This window comes from Desmonostoc vinosum (assembly GCF_059505385.1).
The window spans coordinates 28,865-50,128 of sequence record NZ_JCACKM010000027.1; the positions used below are offsets into that span (position 1 = coordinate 28,865).

15 protein-coding genes are annotated in these 21,264 nt (G+C 38.8%); 4 read left to right on the forward strand and 11 right to left on the reverse strand.

The window, feature by feature from the left end:
• Nucleotides 1-483 precede the first annotated feature (483 nt).
• The 3 genes from AC5JMF_RS03625 to AC5JMF_RS03635 all read right to left on the reverse strand — a co-directional run bounded on the left by AC5JMF_RS03625 (nucleotide 484) and on the right by AC5JMF_RS03635 (nucleotide 3,958).
• A complete protein-coding gene (locus AC5JMF_RS03625) occupies nucleotides 484-2,403 on the reverse strand; it encodes an ABC-F family ATP-binding cassette domain-containing protein (protein ID WP_495794356.1) in 1,920 nt (639 codons plus the stop codon).
• Nucleotides 2,404-2,481: 78 nt separating this feature from the next.
• Nucleotides 2,482-2,898 (reverse strand): DUF1824 family protein, encoded by a 417-nt coding sequence (locus AC5JMF_RS03630; protein ID WP_495794357.1) that lies wholly within the window; start codon nucleotides 2,896-2,898, stop codon nucleotides 2,482-2,484.
• A gap of 211 nt (nucleotides 2,899-3,109) precedes the next feature.
• A complete protein-coding gene (locus AC5JMF_RS03635; RefSeq protein WP_495794358.1) occupies nucleotides 3,110-3,958 on the reverse strand; it encodes a prohibitin family protein in 849 nt (282 codons plus the stop codon).
• Nucleotides 3,959-4,364: 406 nt separating this feature from the next.
• Here AC5JMF_RS03635 and AC5JMF_RS03640 point away from each other — a divergent pair, with 406 nt between their 5' ends.
• From AC5JMF_RS03640 to AC5JMF_RS03650, 3 genes are all read left to right on the forward strand, one after another.
• Nucleotides 4,365-6,173, forward strand: a complete 1,809-nt coding sequence (locus AC5JMF_RS03640; protein ID WP_495794359.1) for an ABC transporter ATP-binding protein — start codon at nucleotides 4,365-4,367, stop codon at nucleotides 6,171-6,173.
• A 69-nt stretch (nucleotides 6,174-6,242) separates the two neighbouring features.
• Nucleotides 6,243-6,671, forward strand: coding sequence for a beta-carboxysome assembly chaperone CcmS (gene ccmS / locus AC5JMF_RS03645; RefSeq protein ID WP_495794360.1), 429 nt, complete (start codon nucleotides 6,243-6,245; stop codon nucleotides 6,669-6,671).
• A gap of 41 nt (nucleotides 6,672-6,712) precedes the next feature.
• Complete coding sequence (locus tag AC5JMF_RS03650; RefSeq protein ID WP_495794361.1) at nucleotides 6,713-7,567, forward strand: SWIM zinc finger family protein; 855 nt, start codon at nucleotides 6,713-6,715, stop codon at nucleotides 7,565-7,567.
• Nucleotides 7,568-8,133: 566 nt separating this feature from the next.
• On the opposite strand, the gene trxA is transcribed toward AC5JMF_RS03650, so the two are convergent.
• Both trxA and AC5JMF_RS03660 read right to left on the reverse strand, forming a co-directional pair.
• Complete coding sequence (gene trxA, locus AC5JMF_RS03655; protein WP_495794362.1) at nucleotides 8,134-8,457, reverse strand: thioredoxin; 324 nt, start codon at nucleotides 8,455-8,457, stop codon at nucleotides 8,134-8,136.
• A 266-nt stretch (nucleotides 8,458-8,723) separates the two neighbouring features.
• Nucleotides 8,724-10,448 carry an ABC transporter ATP-binding protein gene (locus AC5JMF_RS03660; protein ID WP_495794363.1) on the reverse strand — a complete coding sequence of 575 codons (1,725 nt, stop codon included), beginning with the start codon at nucleotides 10,446-10,448 and terminating at the stop codon, nucleotides 8,724-8,726.
• A 376-nt stretch (nucleotides 10,449-10,824) separates the two neighbouring features.
• Between AC5JMF_RS03660 and accD the strand changes: the two genes are divergently transcribed.
• Nucleotides 10,825-11,775, forward strand: a complete 951-nt coding sequence (gene accD, locus AC5JMF_RS03665) for an acetyl-CoA carboxylase, carboxyltransferase subunit beta (RefSeq protein WP_495794364.1) — start codon at nucleotides 10,825-10,827, stop codon at nucleotides 11,773-11,775.
• A 313-nt stretch (nucleotides 11,776-12,088) separates the two neighbouring features.
• Here accD and AC5JMF_RS03670 read toward each other — a convergent pair whose 3' ends face one another.
• The 6 genes from AC5JMF_RS03670 to AC5JMF_RS03695 all read right to left on the reverse strand — a co-directional run bounded on the left by AC5JMF_RS03670 (nucleotide 12,089) and on the right by AC5JMF_RS03695 (nucleotide 21,046).
• Entirely contained in the window at nucleotides 12,089-14,509 is a 2,421-nt protein-coding gene (locus AC5JMF_RS03670; RefSeq protein ID WP_495794365.1) for a PAS domain S-box protein, read from the reverse strand.
• Nucleotides 14,510-15,099: 590 nt separating this feature from the next.
• Entirely contained in the window at nucleotides 15,100-15,501 is a 402-nt protein-coding gene (locus tag AC5JMF_RS03675) for an Hpt domain-containing protein (protein WP_495794366.1), read from the reverse strand.
• 3 nt (nucleotides 15,502-15,504) lie between these two features.
• Entirely contained in the window at nucleotides 15,505-17,403 is a 1,899-nt protein-coding gene (locus tag AC5JMF_RS03680) for an ATP-binding protein (protein ID WP_495794367.1), read from the reverse strand.
• Between the two features lies 1 nt (nucleotide 17,404).
• On the reverse strand, nucleotides 17,405-17,941 hold the full coding sequence (locus AC5JMF_RS03685) for a Rab family GTPase (protein WP_495794368.1): 537 nt from the start codon (nucleotides 17,939-17,941) through the stop codon (nucleotides 17,405-17,407).
• Nucleotides 17,942-18,130: 189 nt separating this feature from the next.
• A complete protein-coding gene (locus AC5JMF_RS03690) occupies nucleotides 18,131-20,305 on the reverse strand; it encodes an OmpA family protein (RefSeq protein WP_495794369.1) in 2,175 nt (724 codons plus the stop codon).
• A gap of 87 nt (nucleotides 20,306-20,392) precedes the next feature.
• Complete coding sequence (locus AC5JMF_RS03695; RefSeq protein ID WP_495794370.1) at nucleotides 20,393-21,046, reverse strand: hypothetical protein; 654 nt, start codon at nucleotides 21,044-21,046, stop codon at nucleotides 20,393-20,395.
• Nucleotides 21,047-21,264 lie beyond the last annotated feature (218 nt).

Sequence of the window (21,264 nt, forward strand, 5' to 3'; positions counted from 1 at the left end):
TTGTAGGATGGGCGTTTCGCCCGTCCTTGAGTGGACACGGGGGAAGACGCGGGGACACGGGGGAAGACGCGGGGACGCGGGGACAGGGGGACGCGGAGAAATTTTAATAATCATATCGTGTCCGGTTAAAGATTTATCATTAAGATCGCAGGGGGCAGGGGGAAAGAGGTTTTGCTGCTTTTTGCACAGATGCGGGAATTGTAATTAGTTAAGCAGATATGATGTCAGCAATTAAACAGATTTTATATGAATTACGAATTATATCAAGTTTGGATAATCACTTATTATTAAAATTTATCTGCGTCACCCGAAGGGTGACGCTCGCAAGCTCGCTAACGCAGTCGCCTGCGGAGGGAAACCCTCCTGCAGCGCTGTCTCACCGCGTCTCCCTGTCTCCGCGTCAGCTCTAACGATAAGTCTTCAAGCAACTTATTAAAATTTCTCCGCGTCAGCCCTAACGATAAGTCTTCAAGCAACATGATATTATCCCTCAATTTCAGCTAGTTCTAACCAGCGTTCAGTTGCTACATCAATAGATTGTTTGAGTAATTCGACTTGTTCGTAGAGTTTCTGCACTTGAGTATAATTTCCTGGAGGGACATTTGTCATTGCGGTTTCGGCTGCGGTTTTTTCGGCCTCTAACTGAGCAATTTTATCTTCTAGTGCGGCAAATTCTCGCTTTTGCCAACTTGATAATCTGCGCGGTTTTTTATTGTCTGCGTTTCTTGTCTGCGTTTCTACTACATTTTTTGGCTTCTCTTGGGTATTAGCAGCTTGTTGCTGTGCGGCTTCTTCGGCTTTTTTGTAATCTAGATAAACTGAGTAATTGCCGGGATATTGTTTGAGATTGCCACCTGCCTCAAAGGAAAAGATTGTGTCAATGGTGCGATCAAGAAAGTAGCGATCGTGGGAAACTACAATTACACTCCCAGAAAAATCTTCTAAGTATTCTTCTAAGACTGCTAAGGTTTGTACGTCTAAGTCGTTCGTTGGTTCATCTAAAATTAAAACATTAGGCGCACTCATTAATATGCGTAACAAAAATAAACGGCGTTTTTCTCCCCCAGATAGTTTATAAATGGGTGCATATTGTTGATTGCCAGGAAATAAAAACCGCTCTAACATCTGTGAGGCAGTAATTTGAGTGCCGTCATTAATTTTGACAAATTCACCTTCTTCTTTAATGTAGTCAATTACGCGCTGATTTTCGTTTAATGCTGTGAGCAATTCTTCAGAATGCTGGTTAAAATAGCCAATGTGAATAGTTGTACCAATTTCTATACTGCCGGAATCAGGCTGAATTCGTCCAGTAATTATATCCATTAAAGTAGATTTACCAGCCCCATTACCACCAATGATCCCGATGCGGTCTTCGGGGCTAAACTCGTAGGTAAAGTTATTAATTAAAGTGCGTCCATTATAAGCTTTAGAAATTTGATTTAATTCAATAACTTTTTTACCGATGCGACGCCCAACTGTGGAAATATCAACTTTTCCTTGAGTTTGTTTAAACTCAGTTTCTCGCATCGCGTGGATGCGCTCAATTCTGGCTTTTTGTTTGGTACTCCTAGCTTTGGGGCCGCGTTTTAGCCATTCCAATTCACGCCGCAATACACCTTGATGTTTGCGTTGACTGCTAACCGCAGATTCTTCTGCGAGAGCTTTTTTTTCTAGGTAGTATGAGTAGTTGCCTGTGTAGGTGTAAATGTCACCTCGGTCAATTTCAACTATTCTATTGGTAACGCGGTCTAAAAAGTAGCGATCGTGTGTGATTAAAAAAAGTGCGCCGCGATAGCGATTTAAATAACTTTGCAACCATTCTACAGAAAGCGCATCAAGATGGTTTGTAGGCTCATCCATTAGTAAAACATCTGGTTCTGATAGTAGGGCTGTTGCTAAGGCAATACGCTTACGATAGCCTCCAGATAGATTACCAATAATCGCGTCAAAGTCAGAGATTCCTAACTTTGTTAAGATAATCTTGGCATTGGTTTCTAGTTCCCAAGCACCAATTGCATCTATACGTTGCATTACAGTCGAAAGGCGGGACATCAGCTGAGTATCGTCTGGGTAGTCAGCTAATTTATGAGAAAGTTCTTCATACTCACGTACCAAAGTCATGTGTTCGCCACTGTCAGCAAAAACTTGCTCTAAAACTGTACGCTTTTCGTCTAAGTCTGGCTGCTGGGGTAGGTAAATAATTTTTGAGCCAGAATTGACTAAAATTTGACCACTATCAATCGATTCTAATCCCGCGATCATTTTTAATAGTGTGGATTTTCCTGAACCGTTAGTACCAATTAAACCAACTTTATCGGTAGTATCAAGGCTCAAACTAGCATCTTTTAAAATTTCTTTGATACCAAAGTCCTTTTTAACGGATTGTAATGTAATAATACTCATAAAGTTTGGTCGTTGGTCATAGGTGATTATGATCAGCAAGTAGGTAGGATGGATACCCCACCCACTATTGAGTGAACTCTACACAAATAAATCGAGGGGTAGATGTCCATACATTTCGTTGATTCCTTCTTCATCATAAGACTGACAAGATACTAATACTCCACGATGATGTCCAAAGTAGGAATCGATATGACACAAGCCATTTTTACCATTTAATTTGATGTAAACTGGCCCTTCGATTGCGGGTAAGTTACTTGGTGCTTGATAACCAAAAGCATGGGAATAGGTTTTCATCGCGAGAATTCCTTCTTCTGCTGTGTCAGCACAAATTCCTAAAATTTGGTAATCAGATAGGCTGGTGAGTAAAGTTAAGGCACGTCGAACTGTTGTTTTTTCTGATGGTTTGAGGATAGGTGCGATGTCAAGGCAGTTGAATTTATTCAGGATTTTTTTGGCTTCTTGGGCTGTGATATTGTGATGGTTGGGATTGGTCATAAATTGGTTTATTATTTTCTGGGTGTTAGTTTTGGGTTTGTTGAAAAACTTGGCCTTTCATAGCAGTCCTGTTTGAGTTAAAACGCCAAGGTAGAGAGAATAAATAGGGCATAAAGAAGTCTCATAACTCGTTTGGAATGCTATGGTTTTTTGGCTTGTTTTTAGAGGATGTTTTTATTGCGTTGGATTGGGCTACTCTATTTTTACTAAGTTAGGGTTGGTTTGGCATCTTGCCTAAGTTGAAAATAAAGGGAACACTGCTTTGAGAATCACTACCCATCACAAGTACATTTGGCATTTGAGCGCCGCCACTTTTCCAAGCTTCTATTGCTTCTTTTTGCAAAACTAATTGTCCACCTTGAGCTTTGAGAGTTTCTGCTAATAGTCTTTGAGCTTCTGCTTTTCCTCTGGCGCGATTAATGTCGGCTTGTGCTTCTTGTTCGGCTTCTCTTGCTACGTAAACCGCTCTTTGCGCTCGCTGTTCTGCAATTTGTTTTTCTTCAACTGCTCTGGCAAATTCTGGTGAGAAAGTTAAGTCAACTACGCTTGTATCTAAGACAATTATCCCATATTTATCTAGGCGATCGCCTAATGCATTATCAAAGTCTTCTTTTAATTCACTTCTTTTGGTAATGGCTTCTTCTACTGTTCTTCTGGCAGCAGCAATTTTGAATGCTTCTTGTGTTTGAGGGGCAATAATTTTGGAGACGAGGTTTTCTAAAGTTCCCTGTTTTCTTCTGACTTCAACTATTTGTACAGGGTTGAGACGAAAGTTAATAGCAAATCTCGCTGATAAATTTTGCAGATCTTTTGTGGAACTTTCCGCTGGCACTTCAAATTTTTGTACGGTTAAATCATACACATCCACTACTGAAATAAAGGGCGGTTTTAAGTGTATGCCTTCCAGTAATGCCCCATCTCTGGCTCTACCTAAGATGCTAATTACACCTGCTTGTCCTGGGTTGATAATAATAAAAGCATTTAACCCCACAATCACGAGTATTCCTACCACAATCCCTAAAACTGTGGTTTGCCAATTTGCCAACTGCTGATTTTTCAAGCTACTATACTCCTCGTGAATACTGAGTTTTGAGTAAAATACCACGTATGCAATTGAGGGTAGCAGATAGGAGAAAGTTTTGCTGCAACTTGCGTCAAGTCATTTGTTTGCTAGAATTTCTCATAGATCTGTCTTAATCAAGTCTTTAATTTTCATCGCAGAAGGGAACAGGGAACAGAACTGGCAATTATTTAAAATTTTTCTGTTTCCTTCAAATAGCGAAAATCAGTCTTCCATCGTCCCCCACTTACAGATAGTAAGTGTTGCTGAGGTGTAACACTACACCATACGCAGTAACTGTTCCCCGTTAAGAGTTTCCTGTTCCCTTTCACTGCTCATCACTCAGGACTGAGAACTCAAAACTTTGTTCCGTGCTAATATCAGATGCACGCAACTGCAAAAGACCGTGGCTACAGTATTGAAATCTCATCGAATACTCAGAAGGCGTAAGCGTTCAGCACCTCCTATCCAGCGCCTACTTGAATATGGACACCAGTATCGTAAACAAATTTGGCTGGCAACTAGTTGTTCTATCCTCAATAAACTTTTTGATTTGGCCCCACCTGCGTTAATTGGCATAGCAGTGGATGTGGTTGTCAAGAAGCAAGATTCTATCATTGCACGGTGGGGGGTAAGCGATGTCTTTGGGCAATTTCTGATTCTTGCTGTCCTGACTGTGATTATTTGGATCTTAGAATCGGCTTTTGAATATGCCTATGCGCGAATTTGGCGTAATTTAGCTCAAAATATTCAACATGATTTGCGTTTGGATGCATACGAACATCTGCAAGAGTTAGAACTGGCTTATTTTGAGGAACGCAGCACTGGCGGTTTAATGTCTATCCTGAGTGATGATATTAATCAATTAGAGCGCTTTTTGGATGTGGGAGCGAATGAAATCATCCAAGTAGTCACAACTGTTTTAATTATTGGCGGTGCGTTCTTTATTTTGGCCCCTAGTGTAGCGTTGTTGGCAATGTCGCCAATGCCATTTATTCTTTGGGGTTCGTTTGCTTTTCAGAGGTTGCTTGCGCCTCGCTATGCTAAAGTGCGGGAAAAGGTGGGTTTTCTCAACTCGCGGCTGGCAAATAATATTAGTGGAATTACTACTATTAAAAGTTTTACTGCCGAAAGTTATGAGTCTTCACGTTTAGGTGTAGAAAGTGATGCTTATCGCCAAAGTAATGCTAAAGCAATTGCTCTTTCTGCTGCCTTTATTCCGCTAATTCGGATGTTAATTTTGGTGGGATTCACCGCATTGCTATTGTATGGGGGAATGGCGGCGGTTGATGGCAAAATGTCTGTGGGGACTTATAGTGTGTTGGTGTTTTTAATCCAGCGCCTGTTATGGCCTTTAACCAGGTTAGGCGATACTTTTGATCAATATCAACGGGCCATGGCTTCGACAAATCGAGTGATGGATTTGTTGGATACTCCGATCGCAATTCATACAGGAAATATTACTTTACCTATAGATGAAGTGCAAGGTGAGGTGCAATTTAAGAATGTTTATTTCGCCTACAAGGATAGATTTCCAGTAATTAAAAATCTGTCTTTGGATATCCCTGCTGGAAAAACGATCGCAATTGTCGGTTCTACTGGTTCTGGTAAAAGCACTCTAGTTAAACTTTTGTTGCGGTTGTACGAGGTGCAAATGGGAAGCATTACTTTAGATGATATTGACATCCAAAATCTGAACTTGCAAGATTTACGTCGCTGCATTGGGTTGGTAAGTCAAGATGTGTTTTTATTTCACGGCACTGTCGCCGAAAATATCACCTATGGCAGTTTTGACGCTACAGAAAAAGACATCATGATGGCGGCGAAAGTAGCCGAAGCCCATGAATTTATTATTAGCTTGCCCCAAGGTTATGAGACAATTGTCGGAGAAAGAGGACAAAAGTTATCTGGTGGACAAAGACAAAGGATTGCGATCGCTCGCGCAGTCCTGAAGAATCCCCCAATTTTGATTTTGGATGAAGCTACCTCAGCAGTAGATAATGAAACAGAAGCTGCAATTCAGCGATCGCTCGAACGAATTACCGCCAATAGAACTACAATTGCGATCGCTCATCGTCTTTCTACTATTCGCAATGCTAATTGCATTTATGTCATGGAACATGGCGAATTAGTAGAATCGGGAACCCATGAACAATTGTTAAAAAAAGATGGCATTTACGCCAGCCTCTGGCGTGTACAATCAGGTTTGAGATAACTTTCACGCAAAGCTCAATAAAATACTTGACGTATTTTTTGAATTTTGAATTTTGAATTTTGAATTTTTATGATGTTTGGTAGTAGTCAGCCGGAATCGGGAGATAGCAAGTGGCGTCGCCAGTTGGATAAGTTTGTCAAAGAAAATCAACCAGAATTGGCAGCATTATCTTGGGCATTATGGTTAGAAAATGGTAGTAGTCAAGGTACTATCGGGATTGATTTACAACCCACACCACATTTTGTCTATTGCCCCAAAGATGCGGTAGAGAATTTAAATAGTAAAGTGGAGAATCGGCTTCAGGAAATCTTAGGAATAATTGAGCATTATCAGCCTGAAGAAGAAGTTTTGATGATAGGGATTGGTAATGGTGAAATTAAGTTGATTCAGTTTGCGCCAGAACCACCACCACCCGCTTGTTTTGAGCAAATTGGCAAAGATGCTGATGGATTATTAGAGTTGCTAGAACAGCGCGTGAATGAGCAATTAAAAATTTAAAATTCCCAAATCTTTGAATTTTGAATTCCCAGCGAAGCGATATGACTAATTCTACCTTACAAGCAAGTCGAGAATGGTGGTCACAACGGTGGCTTGAGTTATTAGATTCTTATCGTTTTAAAAAGCGTTTAGAACGTGCGAGAAATTATGCTCGTCAAGGCAATGTTTTAAGTATTGAGTTTAAAGGTGCAAAAGTATTAGCTAGGGTACAAGGTAGTGAAGCAGAACCTTATAAAGTTTCCTTATCTCTTGATCCTTTTAGCCAAGAACAATGGACTTACATAATTGAAACGATGTCCCAAAGAGCGATTTTTGCTGCTAAATTGTTGGCGGGAGAAATGCCACAAAATATCGAAGAAGTATTCACAGCAAACGGTCTTTCATTATTTCCTTTTACTTTATCCGATGTCCACAGTAAATGCTCTTGTCCCGATAAAGCTAATCCTTGTAAACATATAGGTGCAGTTTACTATCAATTAGGCGATCGCTTCAGCGAAGATCCGTTTGTATTATTTCAATTGCGTGGAAGTACGAAAGAGCAAATTATTAGCGATTTACGAACTTTACGCAGTGCTAGAGTTGTAGAGACATCAGATGCAACATCCACGTTACAAAACGAAACATCTGATATTCAGCAGTCAAATGCTAGCCAAGACTCTATAAAAATAGACTCTTTTTGGCAATATAATGAGCCATTGGAGTCATCTTTAGTAGTGATTGCGCCATCAAATAGCGAAACTATATTAGATTTTTTAGGGGCAATTCCCCTAGCCAAGGAAGAAGAAAATACAATCAACTTAACTTCTGGTGATGTAGTCAGAAACTATTTAGATAAAGTTTACAAAGATGTTAGTCAAAAAGCCATTTTAGCAGCAATGAAAGTAGGAGATAGTTAAATAATTCGTAATTCGTAATGACGCTCGAGGACTCGCTACCGCTGCGCTAACGTAATTCGTAATTCGTAGCGTCAAGCCTGCGGCATAGCTTCGCTTAGAGGATGTTTGAAAAGTTTTGTGCGAATATAATTCGCTATTACACAAGCGAAGTCCACCTCCTTTGGAAAACACGGAAAATCGAGTTCTTGAAACCCACGGAGGTGGGTTTTGTCTGTATAGTCGCGATTTCTAATCGCCGGGGTTAGTATTAATTTAGACTTTTCAAACAACCTCTTAGAGCAAGTCATCGATAGCGTTAGCGTTAGCGAAGCGGTAGCGAGGTACGAGCGTCAGCGGTAGCGACACAGGAGCGTCGCGTCATTACGAATTACGTTTAATATGAATTAAGTTAGGAAAAATTGGTCTTGCTGATGTCATAAATCTTTGCCCTCACCCTAAATCCCTCTCCCAATTTGGGAGATGAGGGCTATTGTTGCATTCATCAACGGTATTCCTAATTCACATCAGACGTGAATTATTTAACAGAGTGTTTATTTAGCATAATAAATACAATAGAGCTAATATAATCAAGCCAAATATTTATCGAGGGTACTGCTAAATTCTTCGTAAGGTTTAACACCGATCATTGTTTGTACCAACTCGCCTTGCTTAAAAAACATGACGGCGGGAATACTACGAATGCCAAATCGTTTAGCAACAGGCTGGTTGGCGTCGAGGTCTAACTTAAAGACCTTGGCGCGAGTGTCATACTCTGCTGCAAGTTTATCTATCAACGGGGCAATGAGTTTGCACGGCCCGCACCAAGCAGCCGTGCAATCTACTACAAACAAAGGTTCGGTTTCAAGTAGCGTATTTAACTCGGTTTCGTCTTGAATATAATCGGCAGTCATAATTTTTGTGCAAAAGAGTATTATCTCATAACCGTGTTGCTCCCACTAGGAACACTTTGGGACGGGGAGGAAGAAGCCACCAATAAGCTAATCTGCCTTTAACTTGCATAATCCTTTGCCTCAGAAAGACGCGGAGAGAAGTTGCGTGCGGGGGTTCCCCCCGTTGAGCAAACTTCGGAGGACGCGGGGATGCAATTTGGATGATTATTAGCTTAGAGAGGACGTAAATCCAAGATGAGGCAATCTTGTGTGTAGGTAGTTCAAAATTAGCTGAATTGCTGAGCGTAGAATCTAGCATAGCGATGCTCAAGTGCTAATAATTCTTCATGGGTTCCTGATTCTACGATTTGCCCCTGTTCGAGAACCAAAATCCGATCGCATCGCCGCACTGTTGATAAGCGGTGAGCAATAATAAATACTGTGCGGTTTTGCATTAGTCTTTCTAGTGCTTCCTGTACGAGGGCTTCTGATTCAGAATCTAATGCTGATGTTGCCTCATCTAAAATCAAAATTTGTGGATTGAGCAGAACAGCACGAGCGATCGCAATTCTTTGTCTTTGTCCACCTGATAAGTTTACCCCACGCTCACCCACCCAAGTTTGATAACCTTCTGGTAGTTGGGTGATAAACTGATGGGCATTAGCTATTTTTGCTGCCTCTTCAACTGCTTGCATCTCAAAAGAGTCTTGACCAAAAGCGATATTTTGAGCAATTGTGCCTGAAAACATCACAGTTTCTTGAGGAACTATGCCAATTTGTCGCCGCAAGCTATGTAATTTGACATCTTGAATGTTGATCCCATCAACTAAGATTTCACCAACTTCCGGGTCATAAAAACGTGGTAAAAGATTGACAAACGTGGTTTTACCAGCACCCGAAGCACCAACAAGCGCGATCGCTTCTCCTGGTAATACCAATAAGCTGATATCTTTTAATACAGGCTCACCAGGTTGATAGGCAAAGCTGATATGGCGGTATTCTACTTTACCGCTGATTTTGGGCAGAGCGATCGCAATTGGCTTTTCTATTACCGTCGGTTGAATTGCCATCAACTCAAAAACCCGATCAACAGAAGCTTCACCTTGCTTAAATTCGTTGTAGTTGTTTGTAGTGTGACCGATAGGATCAATTAACAATACTGCTGCGGCTAGGTAGCTGAAAAATTCTGCCACCGTTAAATTATTTTGGGAAATTTGCCAGCCTCCCACCAACAGTAACGATAATCCACTTAAAGCTTCTAAAAATCCCACTATCGGAATTTGGATGGCTTTGAGTCGTTCTGCTGAGTATTTTGCTTTCAGACTGCGTTCTGCTTCATGACTAAACCGGGTAATTTCGTAGCTTTCAGCGGCAAAGGCTTGTACCAGACGAATCCCGTTAAAAACTTCCGTGAGAATTGCAGACAAATTTGATACTCGATTTTGACTTTTTAACGAGTATTTACGTAAGCGTTCGCCAAACCAACCAATTAAAATCCCCATTAACGGCGCGACAATCACCGTTGCTAGTGTCAGTTGCCAGTTCAAACAAATCATGTAGATGGGAATTGCCAGCAACTGTAAAACACAGGGAACAAAGTCGTGAAATACTTTATTTACTACTTCACCAATGCGGTCAACATCTTCTGTTAAGCGGTAAGATAAATCACCTGCCTTGGCTTTTTCAAAATAGCTGAGATTGAGCTTTTGCAGATGGGTATAAGCTGCTTGGCGAATGTGAAACGCTACCCTTAAAGCAGCTTTTGCCATGTATATATCTTGCACAGACTGAAAAAAACCTCTGACAAGAAATACTAAAGCACAAACCCCAGCTACTTGGGCGATCGCTATCACATTACCTTCTCCAAAAGGAGTCGCCAATTTACCAGCGAGATTAATCAGCGTTAAAGTCGCCAGCACATATCCCAAAATGCCGATAAATCCCTTAGTGATAGTTTGCCACTGGGGTCGAATATAAGGCAGCAGTTGCCAGTAATTAGAACGCGTTTTCAAGCTGTAACGTCCACAACGATATCTTCCTTTGTTTGACGCTATCAGTTTTTGGAGAGTTTCTGTACAGTTAAATCAAACTAATTCCTTTTCCCCATACCCTCAGTTTTTCTTATACCTCTTGACTGTATCTGGCATTACCTCATCTGCACTTCACAGTTTGATAGTATTAAAATTGAATTTATATCAATTCCTTTACAAAAATTACCCGCTCGTCAGCGCAACTAATGCAACAGGCGTTGATTGTTCATAATTTAGTAGTCTGTCCCATTAATTTTGCGGGGTAAGGGTGGTCAGATCCCCGACTTCTGAACAAATAACGAAAAATTAATCAGATTTGACCTGTTTTTAACTTCATATCCACTCGCATAAGATAAAAATGGCTAATAACGAAGAATCACGCGGTTTAAAGTCTCTGTTTGATTGGTTTGCAAATCGACGGAAGTCAGGCTCTACCAGTCTCGAACGCCAAGAACGTGAAATTGCTGATGGATTATGGCATAAATGTTCTGAATGTGGTGTATTAACATATACAAAAGATTTAAGAGCAAATCAAATGGTTTGCGTAGAATGCGGTCATCATAACCGAGTAGATAGCGATGAACGTATCCGTCAATTGATAGACAACAATACCTGGAAACCATTAGATGAGCATTTGCGTCCAGTAGATCCGCTGCAATTTCGCGATCGCAAACCTTACAGCGATCGTTTACAGGAGATGCAGCAAAAAACTGGTTTAAGCGATGCAGTCAAAACTGGTTTAGGGCAAATCAATGGCTTACCAGTGGCTTTGGGAGTCATGGATTTCCGGTTTATTGGTGCGAGTATGGGTTCGGTAGTGGGCGAAAAACTCACCCGCTTGATTGAGCAAGCAACTCAACGGCGGTATCCTGTAATTATCGTCTGTACATCTGGTGGAGCAAGAATGCAAGAAGGTATGCTCTCCCTCATGCAAATGGCGAAAATCTCCGCAGCTCTGCAACGTCATCGTGACGCCCGACTATTATATGTTCCCGTTTTGACAAATCCTACCACAGGCGGCGTTACCGCTAGTTTCGCTATGTTAGGTGACATCATCATAGCTGAACCAAAAGCAACTATTGGTTTTGCTGGTCGGCGAGTGATTGAGCAAACCCTACGAGAAAAACTACCCGAAGATTTTCAAACAGCCGAAGACTTACTCAAGCACGGTTTTGTCGATGATATTATACCGCGCACCCAGCTAAAGAACACCTTAGCCCAACTCATCGCCCTACACCAACCAGTATTAACCCCACCCTCTGTAGTATTGTGGGAGACAATGAGCCTAAGTTCTACAGTTGCAGAATAGAGTTGGAGAATTGGGAACTTGTGCTGAGCGTACCCCAAAGGGAAAGCAAGTTAGGCTGTGGATTTTGGATGTTTTGAGGTAAGATTCTTTTAAACAGAAGATGTGTCTCAAAATATCCAATATCTATTTGATGGTGAATAGAAAAATAAACTTAGCCAATGCAAATGCGATCGCTCATACTCCTACACGCATAAGGCATCAAGTAAAAATAAGTAGTGCGAGCATCTTGCTCGCGCGGGCAAGATGCCCGCACTACAAATATTAAATTGTTCAACTTATTTTTACACGAATCCTAAGATATTTAGTGTAAGAATCACCCAAGATCAACATCAACGCGATCGCGTCCTTTGTTTTTGGCTGCATAACAAGCCGCATCAGCAGCACTCAAGATGCTATTTATACTATGATTATTTGCATCAATTGTCACCACCCCAATGCTGACACCAATCTTAAATGTTTTGTCTTGCCACACAAAACGAAACTCCCGGATGCGCTGCACAATTGTATTAGCAATGATTAATGCTGATTCTAAAAGACAACCACAAAGCAGTATACCAAATTCATCTCCACCCAAACGCGCTACAGTATCGGCAGAACGAACTGTATTTTGAAATAATATAGTCACCTGGCGTAATAATTGATCGCCGACGAGATGTCCGCAAGTATCGTTGATAATTTTAAATCTATCTAAATCCAAATAACACAACGCATGTTGTTGATTGTTGATCTTTGCATCGTTTAATTTTTCTTCTAAGCGTCGCTCAAATTCTCTTCTATTAAATAGTCCGGTTAAAGCATCGTGGGTTGCTTGCCAAGATAATTGTCGTGCCATGTTGCGTTTGAGGCTAACATCTTGAAATACCATGACTGCACCAATAATTTGACCGTTTTTATCGCAGATAGGTGCTGCGGAATCTTCAACCGCCAGTTCTGCACCATCACGGGTAATCAAAATACTATCCTTAGCAAGGCTGACAGTACAACCAGAACGTAGAACTGATTCTACAGGATTTTCTACGGGTTCGTGAGTAATTTCATTAACAACTTTAAATACTCGAGTGATTGAGTTACCTTGTGCATCCCTAAGTTTCCAACCAGTCAGTTTTTCTGCTACTGGATTAAGATATTTTATCTGTCCTGATGCATTGGTGGTAATTACAGCATCTCCGATAGATTGCAGAGTCACCTGAGCGAGTTCTTTTTCTTCAAATAACTGTTGTTCTAACAATAAGCGATCGCTAATGTCAAATGCTACACCTCCAACTAAATGTCTTTGTTGACCATCTCGAAAGGGAAATTTGAAAACTAACCAGTGATGCAAACATCCATCTAATGTAGGAACAGTTTCAATTACCTGCACAGTCTCGCCTGTAGAAATAACATGAAAGTCATTTTCAGACACCTGTTTAGCTGTCTCTTCTGGTAACCAATCAAAATCCGTCTTTCCTTGCAAATCTGCAAGTTGAACATTAAAGTTACCCTCAAATGTATTGTTAATATAAACGTAGTGCCCCCAAGAGTCTTTCATAAAAGCCACAGCTGGACTATTATTCATAAAAGCTTGGAAGCGTTCTTCACTCTCTAGCAGTGCTGCCTCAGTCAGTTTGCGCTCGGTAATATCTACACAAGAACCTATACACCCAACAAACTCCTCTCCAACAAAGCGCGGTGTCCCCGATACCAAAATCCACCGATATTCCCCTGTGTGGTGTCGCAGTCGATGTTCCATCAAAATCGACTCACGCGCTGTCAAAGCTCGCTGAAATAAGGCTTGACAGCGCTGGAAATCATCAGTAGGGATACTCTCCATCCACCCAGAACCTAACTCTTGTTCTAGTGTTCGACCTGTGAAGCGAAGCCACGGCTGGTTTACATAAGTACACAAACCTTCAGTATCAGTCATCCACAAAAGCACAGGAGCGCAGTTAGCCATCGAGCGAAACCGTTCCTCGCTCTCTTTAAGCGCGTTTTCCGCCTGCTTGCGTTCGGTGATATCTCGACCAATATAAACAAAATGTTGTAAACCTTCTATTTCAGTTTCAATTACAGATATACAAAAAGCAACAGTAAGATTTTTTCCTGTTTTGGTTTGACAAATAACTGAACAGTTATTCAAAAAATCAGTTTGAGATGAGGGATTATGCTGATATATTTCTAGCAGTATATTTTTGTCATGAATAATCATTGAAATTGGCTGATTAATTAATTCTTCTAAATCATATTCAAACAAAATATTTGCGGCTGGATTCGCTTTGATTATATATCCTGATAGGTTTGTTATTAATAATACATCTTTAAGAGATTTCAAAATTTTATCTAGATAGTTGTTAGAAATAGATAACGCATTTAACAGTAGATTCGCTTCATTATGTTTATGGACTAAGTGTTGCGCCAAAATCATCCTTTCTGTAGCATCTTGTAATAATAAAATTAGCAACCCATCAAAACTTGTAATATACAAATCAAGATAAAATGGAGAATGAGGCTCGTTAAAACGGGCAATACCTTTTAATTTAAATTTTTTTTGCCGTCCTTCTAGGATATCTAATAGATAATACTCTATACCAACTAATTCAGGAAAACCGAGTCGGATATCTTTTCCTAGAATTACTTCGTTGGGATAATCAGCAAAGCGTTGGACATTTGAAGATATTTCTGTAATTAGCAAGTCACAAGTAACTGCTAAATATTCAGTGTCATCTGGAACTAATAGTTTTTCTGTAATTGTATTCATGCAAATTCAAGCTAGATAAATCTTAGCTGTTAGTCACTTTAAATCGTTTAGTGACAATAGGATTGATAAAAAACAGTTATATTTTAAACAGCAAATATAAATTAGGTTGGCTCTTGACTAACCTAAAAAACTAGCTATTTCTTAACCAATCTTTGCAGGCTAAGATTTTAAATGGTTTTGTACGTAATTATTAAAAATCATGCGTATACTTTACCAAATCTTTATTTAAAGTGGTTCAGTAAAATATTTTAATCTAATGTTAATTAATTATGAAAATGACACCTATTTGTACGTATTTATACGTATTTAAAATCATAAAAAACGCAACAAGCAAGATATAAGCTGATGCGCGCCTAAATTGTATAAACACTCTTTATGGCCGTTAACTGTTAACTGTTGACGGTTATCAGTCATCAGTCATCAGTCACTTGTACTAAGCGACTTGTACCGAGCGACTTGCCTTGAGCGGAGTCGAAAGGAGTCGAGGTAAGTCGAAGTATCAGTCATCAGTCTACACGTAAATATTCAAGTTAAATGCGTAACAGTGTAGCAGTCCTAAATCAAGTATCTGATTTATTGTTCAGAAAAAATTAATTTTGATACTTTTTTCGCTCATACTCTAAAGCAATTTCAACTTGTTGATACTCAGTTTCCATCTTATAAATTTGCTCTGTTACATCTGTCAATGTTTCATTGACTATCATGATTTCTAATTCTGTGCATAGTGTTGCTAAATTAACAGCGCCTAATGTAGCACTGGTAGAAGAAAGTGTATGAGTTGCGCGTCGTAGAGCTTTGTAATTAGCTTGGTTATAGTAAGTATGAACATCTTGCAAAAGTTTAGGAGCTTCTTCAAGATAGCAATCAATCGTTTCAAATAGAAATTGCAGTGCGTCAACAGGTGTATTAAAGTCAGCTATGCGTAAAATTTCGTGCAAAGTATGAATATGAATTGAATTTTGTATTTTTTCTTGATTTTCTATTTCTTTCATTTCCTAATTATTTATCTCCTCATGACACCTTTTAAGTAATTGCATCAGTTCTGCAATGCGAATTGGTTTAACAAGATAGTCATCCATCCCAGATGCTAAAGCGCGATCGCGTTCTGTCCACATTGCGCTTGCTGTTAATGCAACAATTCGAGGACAACTATCTGATGACCACTCTTGCTTGATATGCTCAGTCGCTGTTATACCATCCATTTCTGGCATTTGCACATCCATTAACACCACGTTATAGAGTTGACGGCGTAGCGCTAAAAGTGCCTCTAAACCATTGTTAGCTACGTCTGGCTGGTAACCCATTCGCTGCAACATCAGTCGTATCATCCTTTGATTAATCATGTTGTCCTCAACTAACAAGATTGTCAAAGGATGTTGTTCAGCCATTTGGGTATCAATTTTAGTATTATCGGTGACGTTGACTACTGCTTCTTGGACAACCTTAGCGGTAATTGTGAAGAAAAATGTACTACCTATACCTGGTTGGCTTTCAACCCAAATTCTACCTCCCATCAACTCACATAGTTGCTTACAAATGGCAAGTCCTAAACCTGTACCGCCATACTGACGGGTGATAGAAGCGTTGACTTGACTAAAGGCTTTAAATAGATATTCCAAGCGATCGCGTGGTATGCCGACACCTGTATCTTTAACAGTAAACTGAATTTCGTAAGTATGTTTATGATCTTCATGTTGGCGAGCGATCGCTGAAATTTCAACTCTCCCAATTTCGGTAAATTTAATCGCATTACTCAGTAAATTGAGGATAATTTGGCGCAGTCGGGTGATATCCCCTACAATTACATTAGGAAGCTCAGGAGTATCAATAAATGTTAGTTTTAATCTCTTTTCTCTAGCTAAGGATGAAACTAAATTGATAGCTTCATGAATGCAACGCCGCAATTCAAAAGGTTGTAATTCTAATTCTAATTTGCCTGACTCTATTTTAGAGAAATCAAGAATATCATTGACAATTCGGAGTAAAGCTTCTCCACTGTGATAAATTGTTTCTGCAAAATCTTGCTGCTCAACAGTTAAATTAGTATTTAATAGTAAACTAGCCATACCAGTCACCGATGTAATCGGAGTCCGAATTTCATGGCTAATCATCGCTATGAATTCCTGTTTAGCAAGTTCTGCTTGCTTGCGAACAGTCATATCTCTAAGAATATAAATATAACCCTGAAAATGTTCAACTTCTGTTTGCACCATTGCATAAGAAAAAGCAATAGGAATCGTTTTACCATTTTTAGTCTGACAAACAGTTTCTTTCTCTTCTAACTTATTACTTTCTAACTGCAAGTTATCAATATCTTTAATTACTGTAGATATGGCTTTTCCTTGGAGTTCTACTTCATCATATTCCAACAGATTTTGTGCAGCTAAGTTAACTTTTTTGATTTTTCCTGACAGTGTTGTTACTAACAAAGCATCTGCCATTGATATCAATATTTGTTCAATATATTGCTGAGAAGCAGCAAGAGTACGTATTAAAAGATTGGATTCATTTGCATTTTGTAGCAAAGATTTTTCTAGAACTATACGTTCTGTGGTATCTACCACAATAACCATTAATTCATTATCATCATAATTATTTTTTGTACTTTTAATTATATAAATATCAAAATATAAAGTAGATGAAGTATCTTTAAAACGATTTATTCCTTGCAGTTGATAAATTTTTTGCTCTCCCCGTAAAATTTCCTCTAAAATATCCTCCATGCCAATCATTTCTGGAAAACCAATCCGAATATCATCACCTTGCTTAATTTCATCAGGAATATCAGCAAAAACATTTATTCCTGAAGACATTTCTAGAATCTGAAAGTCTTGATTGATAATTAAATTTTCAATACAGTTTAGAGATAATAAGTTTGTCAACAGTGAATTCATACTATTCAATTAGAGATTGAGCTAAAATTTGAAATATTTCATCAACATTATTACCAGTTTTTGCTGAAGTTAAATAGGTAGCTAATACGGAATTTTTCTCATTAGAGAAATATGATTGTCGAAATTTATCTAAATATTCTGCCTCAATTAAATCTGATTTGTTCAAAGCGATAATAATATAACTCTGAGGATTAATGGCTAAAAAGTTTTGGATATGCTCTGCAAGATGGTCAAGCGTTTCTTTTCGAGTTACATCACCAACTATAACCGCTCCTTTAGCTCCTTGCAAATAGCTGGGAGCGACTGTCTTAAATTTATGACTACCTTCTATATCCCAAATTATTAACTGTACTTCTTGTGCTTGCTGCTGATTTGAAAATGACAATTCAACTAATTTACGTGAGATTTTCACACCTACAGTTGAAAGATATTCATCACTAAACTGTCTATCTAAAAATCGGCGAATTAAACTAGTTTTACCTACACCAAAATCACCGACTAGGCAGATTTTTTTAGAGATTGTGGATGTTGCTGTCATTATTTGGGTACTGTATTTAGAACTACGGTGAGCTAATCTAAAGCCTCACAAAGTCGATAGTATAATATTTCGGTTGACATTTGAGTTTTTCTTTAGATATCAGCATCCTATTTAATTTGATTGTTGGAAAAAATCAATACATCCGGTAAAGACGCGATTCATCGCGTCTCCCTATTCGTAGTGAACTGCTTAGATTGGTTCTACAATCACACAGCGTCTTAACCACACAGGTTGAGTTGGATCAATTCCTGGTGGTAATGTTGTTTTACTACTTACCTGTAAACGCGATGGCTCAACACCTTGATTAATCAGTGCTTGTTTTACAGCTTTTGCTCGTTTCAATGCTAATTGTTGAACTTCAATTGCACTAGTACTGGAATAACTGTAACCAATGATATTTAACTGTTTCATTGGGTGTTGATTCAGAAATAACTTAACTCGTTGAAGCTTGGAACTTAAATCACCTGGTATCAAATTTGCTGAATTTCCTTTAAAATAAAATCTAATTTTAATTTGCAGAGGTTTTACTAGCACTGCACTAGATACTGATTTAACACCAGGAATTTGCTCAAATGCACGGCTAATTTTGATAACGTCTATATTTCTATTAACAGTACCTTCAACAGAGACTCTACCACTCATATATTGAGTTGAAATTGCAACACCATCCATTTGATTTAAAACTGCGCCTACTCGTTTGACTTCAGCCGCAGCTAATACAGGGTCTGCTGGTACTTCCACTGCTAAAATTTGATTATCAATCAACCACTTTGGAGTAGTTGCTTGAGCAATTTGTTCAGCTTTCCCACGCAGAAATTGATTAGGTACTCGTCCTGTTAGCTTGAGTTTACCCTGAGATTCTTCTACCGTCAGGCGATAGACAGCTAATTCTGGTGTAGAAGCTAAAGCCAATGCAGTTTTATTTTCTACATCGTGAATAATTCCACTACGATACTGCCAGATACCCCAAGGAATTAAAGTGATACTAAGTAATGTTAAGCCAAATATTACAAGAGGCGAAGGTTTATTTTGTTGCTTTTCTTTTGGTAAATTATCATCTTGCAGTTCTTGGAGAAATGTATATATTTGACTGGAAATTGTTGACGAATCACCATCAAACTTTTCGATTGATTCACCATAAATTTTGACAATTTGAATAAGAGTTTGCCGTATTTTTGGAATAAAATCTTTACTGGCTTCCCCCTGTACAACTATTGCCAGATAACAGTAACCTGCGACTTCTAAAATAATTTTAGATGTTCCATAATCAATTGCGTCTAACTCAGAAACAGTACCAGATTGATTGATACAATCATTAGCAAAGCTGCGAATTGCTGTTAGCATTCCTGCTATCATATCCGACTCTAATTTTTGTGCATCCGATCGCTGAACATCTGCAATGATTAAACCGGATACTTTGTGAATCAAAAAAATTGCTTGAATTGTAAATGGTAAAGCTTCTTTGAGAATTAATTCTGCTTCGGAAACTCCTTGCAATTTAGCGCGGATTTTGCGTTTTATCCCTGCCACACTGAGAGTATCTTCAACTTGCTGATTAATGGCGCGGATTGTTTCTGTCATATATTTGCCGATAGTACTACCGATGATGGGATAGAGTGCATCTACAATTGCATCTTGTTCAATTTCAATTTGTTTTTTGATGGCTCGTCCCATTGTCGGAGCGATCGCTTCTGAAACTTCCTCTGGCGCAACATGAATTTGCCGATAAATTGCTTGAGGAACAGCAGGAGCTAATGCTATGCTCATACTGGCTTTATCTTGTTCAATTCGACTTTGGATAGCACTATCAATAATTGGTGCGATCGCTTGAACAATTTCTTCTTGAGATTCAACAACTTTCAGCCTTAAAATTTCTGCAATCAGGGGTAGAAGTAGATTAATTAAAGCTTCTGGCTCATTAATTTGATGTTCCAGTTGAGTTAAATTTTTATTAATATTGGTTGTTAGATTTTCTAATTCTGTTAACTCTGGCCCTATTAATAACTCCTGCAATTTTTGGAAAGCTGCGACAGTATCCTCTAAATTATCTGGATGTGATTGCTCAAGAAAAGTAGAAGAAATATTGTCTTCTATTTCTTGTATTTTACCTGCTTCATTCTCTGCAAATGAACTTTCTAAACCTATTTCACATACTTGTAATGAAATTGGCTCAACAGGTGCTTCTACTTCTTCTATGAAAGAATCTTCTATTTGAATATTTTCAACAGGTGATGATAAAAAAAATGGCTCAGATGGTTCAATAATTTTTAGTTCTAGCAACAAATCTAGAAAATTATCAATCTGTAAAACATCTTTTTGATTTAATTCCACAAATTGAGAGTTTGAATCTTCCACCTGAGCCATCCTATTTTAAATTTTGGATTGACACCACAGATAAATCTGGAGATTTAGACAATCAAATATTATTGCTCACTAGTCACAACCAACAACTTACGAATGTACTTCCGCAGTTTCGTTAGAGTGCGTCAAAATTTTTGATAACCTTGTTGTCTCTAGCAAAGGAATAGCGTTGTAATTATCACTTTCATCAGCCGCCTCTCGTAACTTGGGAATAAGTTCAGTCCCCTTCAACCGCATCCCCAAAGCAAATAAAGTTTCAGCAATATCATTTTTAGAAACCTTTGCTTCTGTCAATTCCGAAAAACGGCGATCTAATTCTTCTAAGATTAAATCCCGCAATGCTGTAATATCTTCTTGAGTTTGATTTTTATTTTGAGATATTTCATCTCTAATTGAGCTAGTTTGTTTATCTAATTCTTCATCCAATGATTGCACTGTACTAGAAAATTTTCGATTGACCCGATCTATTTGTTGAGACAAATCAGCAGTTTCTTCTTGGGTACTAAGACTGAGTAATTTTAACTTTTTCTCTATTGATTCTACCGCCGCTTTTAACTCGCTGCTAAAACTAGCTTTGAGTTGTTCGACGTGCGATCGCATCTCTTGCTGAGTTCGTGCAATATCTGTCTCTAGTTTATTGAACCGATTATCGTACTCTCTTAGCTGTGCCCCAAAAATAATATCGCGGATTTGATCAATATTACCAAGGCGTTCGCGCACATCGTCTCTACTCATCTGACTCATCGAGAATACCTCATTAAGAAATTCATCAGGAATAGGAGGTAATATGTACGACAGCCGCTTAAAATATGTTATCAACTGACTACGCTACAACTTCCTAAGCCCAGTCACATTGTATCAAGGTTGTAATTCCTAAATTCTCAGTGTTTATACTAGCTTATAGAGAGCATTTTTGAAAAGCAGATAATGCAAGAATTGCAAGTTATGAACTTTTTAATCTA

Bases quoted from the DNA above. Each gene is read 5' to 3' on its own strand.
- trxA (WP_495794362.1), bottom strand. From the start codon at position 8,457: ATGACTGCCGATTATATTCAAGACGAAACCGAGTTAAATACGCTACTT.
- AC5JMF_RS03650 (WP_495794361.1), top strand. From the start codon at position 6,713: ATGACTAATTCTACCTTACAAGCAAGTCGAGAATGGTGGTCACAACGG.
- AC5JMF_RS03630 (WP_495794357.1), bottom strand. From the start codon at position 2,898: ATGACCAATCCCAACCATCACAATATCACAGCCCAAGAAGCCAAAAAA.
- AC5JMF_RS03690 (WP_495794369.1), bottom strand. From the start codon at position 20,305: ATGGCTCAGGTGGAAGATTCAAACTCTCAATTTGTGGAATTAAATCAA.
- accD (WP_495794364.1), top strand. From the start codon at position 10,825: ATGGCTAATAACGAAGAATCACGCGGTTTAAAGTCTCTGTTTGATTGG.
- AC5JMF_RS03685 (WP_495794368.1), bottom strand. From the start codon at position 17,941: ATGACAGCAACATCCACAATCTCTAAAAAAATCTGCCTAGTCGGTGAT.
- AC5JMF_RS03670 (WP_495794365.1), bottom strand. From the start codon at position 14,509: ATGAATACAATTACAGAAAAACTATTAGTTCCAGATGACACTGAATAT.
- ccmS (WP_495794360.1), top strand. From the start codon at position 6,243: ATGATGTTTGGTAGTAGTCAGCCGGAATCGGGAGATAGCAAGTGGCGT.
- AC5JMF_RS03675 (WP_495794366.1), bottom strand. From the start codon at position 15,501: ATGAAAGAAATAGAAAATCAAGAAAAAATACAAAATTCAATTCATATT.
- AC5JMF_RS03625 (WP_495794356.1), bottom strand. From the start codon at position 2,403: ATGAGTATTATTACATTACAATCCGTTAAAAAGGACTTTGGTATCAAA.
- AC5JMF_RS03680 (WP_495794367.1), bottom strand. From the start codon at position 17,403: ATGAATTCACTGTTGACAAACTTATTATCTCTAAACTGTATTGAAAAT.
- AC5JMF_RS03695 (WP_495794370.1), bottom strand. From the start codon at position 21,046: ATGAGTCAGATGAGTAGAGACGATGTGCGCGAACGCCTTGGTAATATT.